Origin of the sequence: Providencia sp. SP181 (assembly GCF_050446505.1) — a bacterium.
Classification (GTDB): Bacteria; Pseudomonadota; Gammaproteobacteria; order Enterobacterales; family Enterobacteriaceae; genus Providencia; species Providencia vermicola.
In genome coordinates, this window is record NZ_JBBPXM010000005.1 from 315,928 (window position 1) to 328,751 (window position 12,824).

Annotated in this window: 11 protein-coding genes; 4 read left to right on the forward strand and 7 right to left on the reverse strand. The window is 44.3% G+C overall.

Features of this window, described 5'->3' with window-relative positions; genetic code table 11:
• Positions 1 to 168 precede the first annotated feature (168 nt).
• The 3 genes from sltY to AABS66_RS11265 form a co-directional block, all read right to left on the reverse strand.
• Positions 169 to 2,082 carry a murein transglycosylase gene (gene sltY, locus AABS66_RS11255; RefSeq protein WP_430224923.1) on the reverse strand — a complete coding sequence of 638 codons (1,914 nt, stop codon included), beginning with the start codon at positions 2,080 to 2,082 and terminating at the stop codon, positions 169 to 171.
• Between the two features lie 298 nt (positions 2,083 to 2,380).
• Positions 2,381 to 2,686, reverse strand: coding sequence for a HigA family addiction module antitoxin (locus tag AABS66_RS11260; protein WP_349415722.1), 306 nt, complete (start codon positions 2,684 to 2,686; stop codon positions 2,381 to 2,383).
• A 10-nt stretch (positions 2,687 to 2,696) separates the two neighbouring features.
• Positions 2,697 to 2,933, reverse strand: coding sequence for a type II toxin-antitoxin system RelE/ParE family toxin (locus tag AABS66_RS11265; RefSeq protein WP_241016853.1), 237 nt, complete (start codon positions 2,931 to 2,933; stop codon positions 2,697 to 2,699).
• Positions 2,934 to 3,234: 301 nt separating this feature from the next.
• Here AABS66_RS11265 and ettA point away from each other — a divergent pair, with 301 nt between their 5' ends.
• Positions 3,235 to 4,902 (forward strand): energy-dependent translational throttle protein EttA, encoded by a 1,668-nt coding sequence (gene ettA / locus AABS66_RS11270; protein ID WP_430224924.1) that lies wholly within the window; start codon positions 3,235 to 3,237, stop codon positions 4,900 to 4,902.
• 228 nt (positions 4,903 to 5,130) lie between these two features.
• Here the strand turns inward: ettA and nadR are convergent, their stop codons facing one another.
• The 3 genes from nadR to serB all read right to left on the reverse strand — a co-directional run bounded on the left by nadR (position 5,131) and on the right by serB (position 9,263).
• The gene (gene nadR / locus AABS66_RS11275; RefSeq protein ID WP_206084502.1) at positions 5,131 to 6,366 is read right to left on the reverse strand and encodes a multifunctional transcriptional regulator/nicotinamide-nucleotide adenylyltransferase/ribosylnicotinamide kinase NadR; all 1,236 of its coding nucleotides are present in this window, start codon (positions 6,364 to 6,366) and stop codon (positions 5,131 to 5,133) included.
• 24 nt (positions 6,367 to 6,390) lie between these two features.
• Entirely contained in the window at positions 6,391 to 7,776 is a 1,386-nt protein-coding gene (radA, locus tag AABS66_RS11280) for a DNA repair protein RadA (RefSeq protein WP_430224925.1), read from the reverse strand.
• Positions 7,777 to 8,285: 509 nt separating this feature from the next.
• A complete protein-coding gene (serB, locus tag AABS66_RS11285; RefSeq protein WP_206084501.1) occupies positions 8,286 to 9,263 on the reverse strand; it encodes a phosphoserine phosphatase in 978 nt (325 codons plus the stop codon).
• 191 nt (positions 9,264 to 9,454) lie between these two features.
• Here serB and AABS66_RS11290 point away from each other — a divergent pair, with 191 nt between their 5' ends.
• Positions 9,455 to 10,210 carry an AhpA/YtjB family protein gene (locus tag AABS66_RS11290; RefSeq protein WP_206084500.1) on the forward strand — a complete coding sequence of 252 codons (756 nt, stop codon included), beginning with the start codon at positions 9,455 to 9,457 and terminating at the stop codon, positions 10,208 to 10,210.
• A 3-nt stretch (positions 10,211 to 10,213) separates the two neighbouring features.
• Here the strand turns inward: AABS66_RS11290 and AABS66_RS11295 are convergent, their stop codons facing one another.
• A complete protein-coding gene (locus AABS66_RS11295; protein WP_430224926.1) occupies positions 10,214 to 10,996 on the reverse strand; it encodes an energy transducer TonB in 783 nt (260 codons plus the stop codon).
• Positions 10,997 to 11,196: 200 nt separating this feature from the next.
• On the opposite strand from AABS66_RS11295, the gene AABS66_RS11300 reads away from it, so the two are divergent.
• Positions 11,197 to 11,730: an RNA polymerase sigma factor gene (locus tag AABS66_RS11300; RefSeq protein ID WP_272538963.1), complete on the forward strand. Its 534-nt coding sequence runs from the start codon at positions 11,197 to 11,199 to the stop codon at positions 11,728 to 11,730.
• Between the two features lie 2 nt (positions 11,731 to 11,732).
• The gene (locus tag AABS66_RS11305; RefSeq protein ID WP_430224927.1) at positions 11,733 to 12,722 is read left to right on the forward strand and encodes a FecR family protein; all 990 of its coding nucleotides are present in this window, start codon (positions 11,733 to 11,735) and stop codon (positions 12,720 to 12,722) included.
• Positions 12,723 to 12,824: the final 102 nt, after the last annotated feature.

The window sequence follows — 12,824 nt, forward strand, 5'->3', positions numbered from 1 at the left end:
TGAAGCCAACCCCCTATCATTCGAAATATGACAAGTCTTAATACTCAAAATAGTTCGGATTGTAGGTAGGCGGCAAAATGTGTTAGGCCCTAGGAGCATACAAAAGTATGTGACTAGGGCTAACACATGAAGCCAACACCCCTACAATTCGAAATATGAAGAGTATTTTTAGTATTTCATATTCCATTCGTTAGGCATAAGAACCTTACTATTCTTTTGCCCCATAAAATGGCGATAAAATAAATCATACGACAGCACATTTTTCACGTACCCGCGAGTTTCCGAGAATGGAATACTTTCAACAAATGCCACGGCATCGATGCGACCACCGCTGTTTCCTAGCCAACGTGTCACTCGTGATGGGCCTGCGTTATAGGCTGCACTGGCTAAGATACGGTTGTTACCAAATTGCTGATACACATCTTCCAGATAAGCCGTCCCCAGCTCGATGTTCATCGTTGGGTTAGTTAGCTGGCTAGTATTCACATAATCAATGCCTTGCTTCTGTGCCGTATGTTTTGCGGTTGCTGGCATTAACTGCATCAAACCTGTCGCACCAACAGGCGAACGTGCTTGCGGGTTCCAAGCACTTTCTTGGCGGGCGATCGCCATCGCATAACTTTTTTGTATGTCTTTTGATTTGGTATACAGATTAAATTCTTTATCCCACGCCAATGGGAAGCGCTCTTCAAGGTGATCCCACAGTTTTGCCTTGATCGTCGCTTGCACGCTGAGATCCGCCCATTTATTATCGAACGCATAACGGGCCAACTGTTCTTGTTGATTAGCTGGGCGGGATGCCACCAAGCTTGCCCATTCTGAGCGCGCTAAATTATCCATTTCCCAATACATTAGCTCTCGCACACGTTGGACTTCAGGGAGCTGGCTGATGCTCGCATCAGGCTTCACCGCGCTTTTGACTAACACAGGGTAATCAATCTCTAACACTTGTGCGGCAACCATCGGGTAGAAACCACGTTTTTCAGTTAGCTGGCGAAGCAGCGTTTCGCCTTCCGCTTTTTTCCCTGCATCAATTAGCGTAATCGCCTGCCAATATTGCCATTCTTCTTTGTTTTTCACTTCCGCTGGAAGCTGCCTTAACCATGAAGCGACACCCATTTTATCCCCTTGCCCTAACGCAAGACGAACACGGCGCTCTTTTAACGAAGCTGAGTTCGTTTCCTGAATAGTTTCATCACGCCACTGCGCTTGTTCAGGAGTCACATCCCCCATGTACTGCCATGCAATGCTGTCTTTTAGCTGCTGGCTTTCAGCCATATTCATTTTTTGCGCAGAGCTTACGCTGCTTAATACGGAGCGAGCAGCATCTGGCGATTGGCGAGCATAACGGTTAAATGCCGCAATGGTTGCTTGGCGAGTAAAATCCGTTGGGGTGACAGTGTTTGCAAACGAAACCACCGAAGCTGGCTCATTTTGCAATTTAATCAACGCATCACCAATGGTTTTATAACTCGGCGGTAGACGTTTTGCTAAATAACTGGCAATCGACGGGTTCCCTTCTTTAATCGCCAGATTAATACGCTCCAGCACCATTTCAGCACTTAAATAGCCTGCTTTTTCCCATTCGTTAAATAGTTTATCGCAGGCAGTGGGCATTGAATGGCCATTTAACCACGCTTTTTCAGCGCCTTGCCAAGCCACTTGTTTGTTCCCAACCGCCCAGTTAGCAAAATAGAAATTACATTGTGCTTCGGCAGGTTTTGGTGCCTCAGGACTAAATTCAAGCAATGATTTCCACTCTTGGCGACGGGCAAGTTCATTGACAAAACGCGTTTTTAAATTCTTAGCAACAGGTAGCGTTGGATAGGCATTAATAAACTCTTGAACTTGACGAGGTGAAACAATATCAAGATCTTGCGTCAACTCACGGTAAGCCAAATAGGGATAAAGAGGATAATCATGCAACGTCGGCAATAAGCGCTCCACTTCATCCATTTTATTTGCATCCCAAGCGGTTTTAATCGCTTGATACCGCTCCCGCTGTGACTGTAGGGAATCTGCCCATACGGTGCTAGAAACCAGCATCATTGTTACTGGAACTGCCGCTAACCAACGTTTCATATCCTCTCGCTCCATCGCTAAACTAAAGTCAAAATACAGGAGAAACCTTAACCTATATATACCCCAAATAATTCGAGTTGCAGGTAGGCGACAAGCGAAGATAGGCGAGGAGCATAGATAAACTATGTGACTCTGCTAACTGAGCGCTGTCACTTATACCTCAACGAAAAGCGCTGCAACTTGAAGGATTACGGGTATATTAAACATATATCAATACTGTGAATGCTACCGAAAGTTTTTATTTAGTAACAGCGGAGAGTTCTTGAATTTATCGACTTTACAGTCTTTTACGTATCAGTCAGCCCATAAATGATTTAAAGTCTTTGCTCCTCGGAAATAACGGTTTAATTGCGGGGCGTTCTTCCAAAGAAGCTTGCCAAAGTTCATATTGAGCCTGCATTTCTACCCACATCTTTGCACTGGTTCCTAATGCCATTTCCAAGCGGATCGCCATATCTGCTGAAACGCCACTGCTACCATTAAGAATACGCGACAATGTTGCACGTGTGACACCCAGCCCTTTCGCAGCGTCTGTCACTGAAATTCCCTCTAAATACTCACGCAGCACAATACCAGGGTGTACAGGGTTATGCATTTTATTCATGATTTTCACCTTAATGATAATCTTGATAATCAACGAGGATGGCATCTTCACCCTCAAATTTAAACGTTAATCGCCAATTTCCATTGACGGATATTGACCAATGACTTTGCAAATCAGCATCTTTTAACTGATGTAGTTTCCAACTAGGTGCAGACATATCTTGTGGCCTTTTGGTCGTATTTAACGCAGTAAGCGGTATCCATAATTTTGTAATATGTTTCGCTTGAATACCTGAGGTAATTACCATCCTAAAAAACGCTCTATTCCTTTGTGCATAAAACTTTTTATCACAATTCACTCCCTGTATAGCGTATCGACTCACTACACAGTCAGAGTTAAAAAAGTAAATGTTTAAAAATAAAACACCGCTGTTATCTGCCTATCTCTCATCAGATAACGGGGAGGGATGGATGATCCTCTGATGTTCAGGTATAGTTCAGGACAAACAATTTATCGCGGTTTTTCTCTGTCTTTTAGGGCATTTTCCCCTGACGTACAGAAAACAGCATAAAATTAAAATTCCCTTTATAAAACAAAAGGTAAATAACTTGGCTCAATTCGTTTATAGTATGTATCGGGTTGGAAAAATTGTTCCACCGAAACGTCATATTTTAAAAAATATCTCTCTGAGCTTCTTCCCGGGGGCTAAGATCGGTGTTTTAGGTCTCAACGGTGCAGGTAAATCAACATTACTGCGCATTATGGCGGGTATTGATACCGATATCGAAGGTGAAGCACGTCCGCAACCTGGTTTAAAAATCGGCTACCTGCCACAAGAACCAAAACTGAACCTTGAGCACACTGTGCGTGAAGCGGTGGAAGAGGCTGTTGGCGAAGTTAAACGTGCATTAACGCGTTTAGACGAAGTTTATGCCGCCTACGCTGAAGAAGGTGCTGATTTTGATAAACTGGCCAAAGAACAAGGCGAGTTAGAAGCGATTATTTCAGCACAAGATGGCCACAATTTAGATAACCAACTGGAGCGTGCTGCTGATGCGCTGCGCCTGCCAGCTTGGGATGCAAAAATCGAAAACCTCTCTGGGGGGGAACGCCGCCGTGTGGCAATTTGCCGCCTACTGCTGGAAAAACCAGACATGCTGCTGCTCGATGAGCCAACCAACCACTTGGATGCCGAATCCGTTGCGTGGTTAGAGCGCTTCTTACATGACTACGAAGGCACCGTTGTCGCCATCACGCATGACCGCTATTTCTTAGATAACGTTGCAGGTTGGATCCTCGAACTTGACCGTGGTGAAGGTATTCCATGGGAAGGTAACTACTCCTCTTGGCTTGAGCAAAAAGATGAACGTTTGGCGCAAGAAGCATCAACTGAAGCCGCTCGCCGTAAGTCTATCGAGAAAGAACTTGAGTGGATCCGCCAAAATCCAAAAGGCCGTCAATCGAAAGGTAAGGCACGCCTTGCTCGCTTTGAAGAACTTAATAACGTTGAATATCAAAAACGTAATGAAACAAGCGAGCTCTTTATTCCACCTGGACCACGTTTAGGTGACAAAGTGATCGAAGTTGAAAACCTAAGCAAATCTTATGGCGACCGCGTATTAATCGATAACCTGAATTTCTCCATTCCTAAAGGAGCCATTGTTGGGATCATCGGTCCAAACGGTGCGGGTAAATCGACCTTGTTCCGTATGATTTCAGGCCAAGAGCAACCAGACTCAGGCTCGATCACCTTGGGTGAGACGGTAAAAATCGCGTCTGTTGACCAATTCCGTGACTCAATGGATGACAGCAAAACCGTGTGGGAAGAAATTTCCAACGGACAAGACATCATGCGCATCGGCAATTTCGAGATCCCAAGCCGTGCTTACGTTGGCCGATTTAACTTTAAAGGCGTTGACCAAGGTAAACATGTTGGCGAATTATCCGGTGGTGAACGCGGTCGTTTACACTTAGCAAAACTGCTGCAAGTGGGCGGCAACGTGCTGTTACTCGATGAACCAACCAACGACCTCGACGTAGAAACCTTACGTGCATTAGAAAATGCGCTGTTAGAGTTCCCTGGTTGTGCAATGGTTATTTCCCATGACCGTTGGTTCCTTGACCGTATCGCTACGCATATCATTGATTATCAAGATGAAGGTAATATTACGTTCTTCGAAGGTAACTTCTCTGAGTATGAAGATTACAAGAAGCGGACGTTAGGTGCAGAAGCGTTGCAGCCGCATCGAATGAAATATAAACGAATGACCAAATAAATATTCTTCATTCTTCAGGTTGCAGGGGTGTTGGCTTCATTTACTAACCCTAGTCACATACTGGTGTATGCTCCTAGGGCTTAGTTTCATTTGCCGCCTACCTGCAAACTGAATTATTTTGAATATTATTATTTGTAGCTTAACTTCAGATCTTTTAAGACATCGTTCTGATTAGCAAAGCAATATCATATGACGGCATCACTAGATGCCGTTTTTTATTGGGGGATTTTATAAGTCATCTAGCATCAATAACTGCTGAACGAGGGTGACACACTCCAAGAAGCGTGTATCGTAATCTGAGGATTCCACCCGCACAAATTCAATATTATTTTTCTTAAGCATTTCAATCAGTAGGTTTTGAAAAGCTTTTCGGTCTTTATCACTGCCCAAGCTTCTTAAACCATCTGCCACCCAAGGGGTGTTATTCTCTAAAACTATTACCAAATCGAATCGGTATTCGTCTATCAATGCCTGAACAAATGGGTGCTCTTTACCTTCATAGCGTAAACAAAAGGCTTGAGTCGTGACGAAGTCGGTATCAATAAATGCGACTTTATTGGCATATTTCACTGCGAAATCAATGTACTGTGCATGCCCCAATGCAATTTTGTCGTAGTCCGAATATTGCAATGCCATCTCATCACCACCTAAGTGGCTAAACACATAGTCACGACCATATTCCCATGCACTGGAGGTATTGAAAATATTAGCTAACTTATTGACTAACGTCGATTTTCCACTGGATTCACCACCAAGAATAGCGACTTTACGAACAAAGAAGGGTTTAACTTCCGTTGGGATATATTCCCAATAACGAAAAGGTGCTTGGCGAATTTGGTTGCCGCTGATATTCATAAAAGTACGTTCAGGGTCAATTAAAATAGTTTCGACACCTAAGTGTTTCTTGTACCGCAGAGTATCATTGGCTTCCCCAGAATAAATATATCTCGGGTTAATATTGTGCTTTTTCAAAAAGCCTTTCATTCCATCGCTCCACACTTCCCAACCGTGTGGATAAGGCTCAATACCTTGCTCATCAAACGAATGAATATGAATATTTTTTTGATATTTAAAGGTTTGTAGCAACCAACGCAATCTGTCGCTCACCGTGGGTTGTTGGGACATGGAGCTATTGACGAACAGCTCTTTATCACGAGGTTCATCATGGCACAAAATAATGTGCAATTCATCCACTTGGCTACACGCCCGCTGAATAAGATAGATATGCCCCGTATGTAGCGGGTAAAATTTACCAAAAACCACACCAATCGTTTTTTGCTGATTGGGGAATTCCAATCCAAGAAAGCGATGAAGCGCAGCGATTTTTTGGGCGCTTGGGCTCTTAATTTTGTCGTTAATCAACTGGCTGAGATAGCCTTTGGTCATATCTGTCGCATCCGCAACCTGTTGAAGCGTATAGCCCGCTCTTTTGATCGCGTTTTTTAGATAGTCAAATTCAGCCATGGTTTTTCCTTTTTGCTCTAAGCGTTATAGCTCATCCAAAATACTTAATGCATCCGCTAATTTCTTCACCCCATACACTTTCATATCTGGTGGTGATTTTTTCGGCATATTGGCATGGGGAACAATAGCGCGTTTAAAACCGTGTTTTGCCGCCTCTGAAATACGCTCTTGCCCACTTGGTACTGGGCGAATTTCACCCGCCAACCCGACTTCGCCAAAAACAACAAGGTCGCGCGGTAATGGCCTGTCACGGAAACTGGATACAAGAGACAATAGCAAAGCGAGATCAGCACTGGTTTCAATCACTTTTACGCCCCCTACTACATTCACAAACACGTCTTGATCCGACATTTGCAAGCCACCGTGACGGTGCAGCACCGCCAATAAAATGGCTAAACGGTTTTGCTCTAAGCCAACAGCTACACGACGTGGGTTCGACATCATTGAGTGATCGACCAGCGCTTGGATTTCCACCAGCAGTGGGCGTGTCCCTTCCCACACCACCATCACGGAACTCCCAGACGTAATTTCATCGCCGCGACTTAAGAAAATCGCGGAGGGATTGCTCACTTCTTTGAGGCCTTGCTCTGTCATAGCAAACACCCCTAATTCGTTCACTGCCCCAAAACGGTTTTTATGGCTACGCAAGGTACGGAAACGGTTATCGGCATCACCATCTAACATAATCGAGCAGTCAATACAGTGTTCAAGCACTTTAGGCCCTGCCAGTGAGCCGTCTTTGGTCACGTGACCTACCATAATGATGGCGACACCGCGGGTTTTGGCAAACCGCGTTAAATAGGCAGCAGTTTCACGGACTTGCGCAACACTGCCTGGTGACGATTGGATATCCGCCATATGCATCACCTGGATGGAGTCAATCACCATTAATTTAGGCTGTTCTTGCTCTGCGGTTAAACAAATTTGTTCAATGCTGGTCTCAGAGAGCATATTGAGCGAGTCTGTAGGCAAACCTAATCGGTGTGCGCGCATCGCCACCTGTTGCAATGACTCTTCCCCCGTAACATACAGGGTTTTCATTTCACGAGATAACAAACACATGGTTTGCAGTAGCAAGGTGCTTTTACCCGCCCCTGGATTTCCGCCGATCAAAATGGCACTTCCTGGCACAACTCCACCGCCCAATACACGGTCAAACTCTTTAAAACCTGTCGTAAAGCGAGGCAATTCTTCAAGGCTGATATCAGAGAGTTTCTGAACTTTACTCACCCCCGCCGCATTCCCCGCATACCCCGTTAACCGGTCATTACGTGAAGCCGAGTTTGTTGAGGCAAGACGCACTTCCGTAATCGTATTCCATGCATGGCAAGCACTGCATTGCCCCTGCCAACGCGGATAATCTGCCCCGCATTCATTACAGACAAACGCCCTTTTTACCCCTTTCGCCACACCAAACTCCTCGTTAAAATTATGCTGTTTTACAACCGATGAACCACAATGTTCTAATGTTCTTGAGTCTTGAAATCTCGAAAATTAAATTAGCTTAATATTCAAAATGGATTGTGTTGTAGCAAGGCGGCAAGTGAAGCTAAGCCCTAGGAACATACACCAGTATGTGACCCAAGCAGCCGAGTGAAGCCAACATCGCCACAGCAGATTCTTCTTATAAATTAATTTAAAACTAATATTCAAAATAGTTCGTGTTGTGGCTAGGCGGCAAAGGAGGATGTCTTGGGGAGCATACACAAGTATGTGACCCAAGCAGCCGAGTGAAGCCAACACCTCTACAGCAAACTCTTTTATCTATTAATTTAGCGTTAAATTAATCTCATAATATTCAAAATGGATTGTGTTGTAGCAAGGCGGCAAGTGAAGCTAAGCCCTAGGAGCATACACCAGTATGTGACTAGGGTTAGCGAGCGCAGCCAACACCGCTACAGCGCAAACCATGAAGAATATTAGCGTTCCTCGTGCTTCAGACCCCCACTGAGTACACACAACACCCCCATGAGATCCGCATGACGAATCGCCACTTTTGCTCTCGCATACACCTTTGGTTTCGCATGATATGCTATTCCCAGACCTGCCTTACGGATCATTTTTAGGTCATTGGCACCATCGCCGATCGCCACGGTTTGCTCTATTGGGATCTCGAGTTTTTCCGCCAGTTTTACTAGGGTTTGCGCTTTATATTTTGCATCAACAATCGGCCCTTTAACTTTCCCTGTTAGCTTACCATTTTTCACTTCAAGCTGGTTCGCTACAGCCGCCACTAATTTGAGTTTTTGTTTTAGGTTGTCGGCGAAAAACGTAAAACCGCCTGAGGCAATTGCAATATGCCAGTTCATCGCTTGTAGCTTACGAACAAGGTTCGTTAACCCCGGCATTAATGGCAGTGTTTCTAAGACTTTATCTAAGATAGCTGCATCTGCGCCTTCCAATAATGCGACACGGGCACGTAGGCTTTCGGTAAAATCCAGCTCCCCTTGCATTGCTCGCTCAGTGACTTCGGCCACTTGCTCACCCACCCCTGCTAAGCGGGCGATTTCATCAATGCATTCGATTTGAATTGCGGTGGAGTCCATATCCATCAACAAAATCCCCGGCGAACGTAAGCGCGGGATTTGCCCTAATGGCACCACGTCTAGTTGACATTCATCAGCGAGCTTTTTAATTCTTGGCGTGATGCTGCCTGCAATCCTAACAACTTGGTAGTCATCAATGCGCCATGAAGATACAATCACAATCGCAATTCCCAGACGTTGTTGGAAATTACTGATCCTCGCTTTATCTAAACCGCGACCATAGAGCAACCACCCACTGTCACCAGCACGATAATCAAGGGGCATCACTTCTTCCCCACTTAAAGAAAGGGGCAGACCAGGCCATTTTTGGATTTCGTCGGGTAGGTAACAATAGGTCAAACTCGTTGACATGAAAATGCGCTCCTGTAATCGAAATAACTTTTTTATAATGATGTGTTGCGAGTAGCCGAACGAAGCCACTATACTAAACTTTAAGGCTTTATAACCTTACGTTTTTACTGCGAAAACGAAATATAAACCCCTATTACTTGAGTATAAGGCTATCTTTATACTCAAAATAAGTCGAGAGCACCAATAAAGCAATGAAACGCACCTTCAGGCTACATAAAACTGTCATTATCGTTATCTGCGTTGCGCTGGTAACTTTACTGATGCACGGCATTTCCTATTTAGGTTATAGCCAAAATCAAAGCCGAATCGAGCAATTTAAACAATTGACTTATGTTCTTGCTGAACAGGTTGCTTTCAGCTTATCTGATTATATTGTTCCTGGCAGCAAAGATTTTAATTTGGAACGAATTAATGCCAATTTAAATAATGTGGCAAAAGACCGCTATATTTTAGATGCGAGTATCTACACCGCGAGTGGGACATTGGTCACTCAAGTTGGAGAACCAACAACAGTCAAAGAACGCCTTGCCATTGACAATAATTCTTCGCTGCAAAACTTTCAATATCAACTTGTTGTCCCTATTCAAGGCGCGAAAGAACCGAAAGGCTACTTACGCCTGACAATTGATACCGAATTGCTAGCAGCGGAAATTCAGCAAGCAGATAACAGCACCAATGTATTACGCATTTTTATTTTATTCGCGCTGTGCATAGGTTTTGTTTTGGCCAATACCTTACTGAAATTGAAGAAAAAGAAAGGCCACAAACAGCCACCACCGTTAGTGGTAAATACTGAAGAAAATAACGAAGAAAATGAAGTAGATAACCAAAGCGATGAGCCGGCTATTCGCGCAAAACCAATCCGATTGCGGCGCAAAAAAGAGCCTCGTCCTTATCGGCCAAAACGGCCTGCCTCAAAGCGCAAGCCGTCACAATCGGAAAAATAACGCTTAAATTGAGGTTGTATCAAATACAATCGGAGCAATAAATTCCACACGTCCATCAACTAATAAAGTTTCTGGCGGTACTGGAAAAGGTGCCGCGCGTGAAATTGTTGCAATGGCTTCTTTATCTAAAATTTTTGTGCCTGACGAATTAAATAAACTCGCGGTGACAACTTCCCCTTTGCTATCCAGCACCACTTTCACTTGGGAAACCCCTGTTGAGCGAAAACGCAGCGCTGCACGTGGGTAACGCTTTGTTTTTGCAATACGTTGATGAACTTCGCTTTGCCACCCTTGGTGACCACTCACTGCCATCGAGGCATTGCTAGAAAAGTTTGCACTGCTGCTGGATTCACTTCCTGACGCGGGTGCGGATGTCACTGCAGACTCTTGGGTCGTCACAGGGGCATCTTCAAACACTTTTTTCTCTTGAGGAATTTTTTTCTTTGGTGGGCGTTTTCTCTCCGTCACTTTCGTTAACGTACCATTATCCACCAGTGCAGTTTCAGGCAATTTCTCCGCTTTTTCCACCACTTCTGGCAAGGTTTCCTCGCGAGTCACCACTTGCTGTTTAGGCGCATGGTTCACCTCAGGCTCCGCTTGTTGCTCTAGCTGATAAACCCCGAGTTGCAAAGAAATTGCGGGTGGCAATACGCCTGTTTTGGGGATGGAAGACGTAACCCATCCAATAAAAATAATTGCTAGTGTTCCATGGAAAAGACAACTCAACGCCAAACCGCCCAGTGGACGGAAAATCGGGCGTTCTAACTTGCCCGTTATACTGCTCATATTCTGCCTCACGACTTTATTTTTTGCAGATTATAGGCATAATACAAACAAAAATGATATTCATTATTATTAGTAAAAACACAATAATTAAAATAAGATATTGATTCATAATAAAAAGTAATCTGAGCGGATTATTCATCAGCGCATTTAGGGCTCCCATCCTGTTATTTGCGCACTTTGATAACATTGACACCAGTAAAATGACCATCGATAAATCCCTTGCCCGCAAAATTAGCGGTGCGTATCAGTCAACTTATAGCCAACTTGTACGGTTTTTCCGCAATCGGCTAGACAACAGCAATGATGCTGATGATTTATCACAGGATGTGTTTACACTATGGCTTAATCGCAAGGAACAAACACCAGTAAAAGAGAGCCGCGCTTACCTGTTTAAAATTGCAAATCATGTGCTGATTGATCATTGGCGGCGTAACCTGCGCCAAACCAAATCAGAAACCGCCATTGATGAGATCGCGCATGAACACAGTTTAGAGCAACGCGAAGCTGATCCCAGTGAAATACTGGAACATCAGCAACGCATTCAACGGTTAAGTGAAGCCCTTGAAACTTTGCCTCCTCGTCGGCGAGAAGCATTCTTGCTATATCGTTTTGATGGGTTATCGCAAAGTGAAATCGCTGAGCGAATGGAAATTTCAATCAGTATGGTGGAGAAACACATTGCGGCGGCGTTAGTTCATTGTAAAAAACACCTTGATAATCAGGGCAATAAATAGTCATGACACACGAGCCTTTGCACGAATCAGAGGATACAAACCACATTGATGAAGAGGCTGCACTTTGGTTTACCCGAATGCACAGCCAACGCATCAGTGAACAGGAAACCGCGCAATTTAAACAATGGCTTGCGGCGTCCTCTGAACATGCAAAAGCCTATGACGCAATGGCGTCAGTATGGCGTGATTTTGATGCAATGCCTCGCCCTGCCAGTGCTAAAAAAGAGGCAAGTGAAAAACGCCCTTTTTTTCGCCTCTGGCGGCCGCTGGGTAATACATTAGCCGCATTTTTTATCGCTGCTATTTTATTTTTACCTTACAGCCATTTACCCTACATGTTATTGAATAACATGACATTAGTGACGATGGATACTCCAAAAGAAGTCACATTACCCGATGGTTCTCAATTATTTCTCAACCGCCATACCCGTGTCCGTGTTGCCTATGAAACGCCTGTGCGTAACCTGTACCTTGATGAAGGCAACGCGTATTTCAAAGTAAAATCAAACCCTTACCGCCCCTTTGTTATTCAAACTGACCAACGGCGTATTCAGGTTGTTGGTACCGAGTTTGAAGTAAATAAGGCCGCACAACAGGTTTCGGTGAATGTTAGCCAAGGCATTGTGAGCTTCCAAAGTGAGCAAAACTCCCACCCTGTTTTTTTGCTCGCTGGCGATAGCGCGGTCAGTGCCAGCCCGAGTAGCAAAATTACCCGACAACACGTGGATGCGCAGGATGTCGCGCGCTGGCGCTTTGGCGAATTGGTTTTTGTGGATAAACCCCTTGCTGAAGTACTCGCTGAACTCAAAAACTATTCTGCTGTTAATGTTGAGCTTTCACCTGCCACTTTAGCAAACAGTAAAATCTCAGGGCGTATCAATATCCGTCAGCCAGATCTGTTTTTTCAAGCCCTTCCGTCACTATTACCTGTCCAAGTTGTCTATCAAGATAAAAATAACATTTTGATTATCAACAATAAAAAAAATAAATGAAAAATATTTTCATTTACAGGTGAGGATAATTCTCATTTCACCCTCTTCTTAAGTAGTTCGTTTTTTTACTGACTATTTTCCGCACACTTTTTGTGCAGCTTA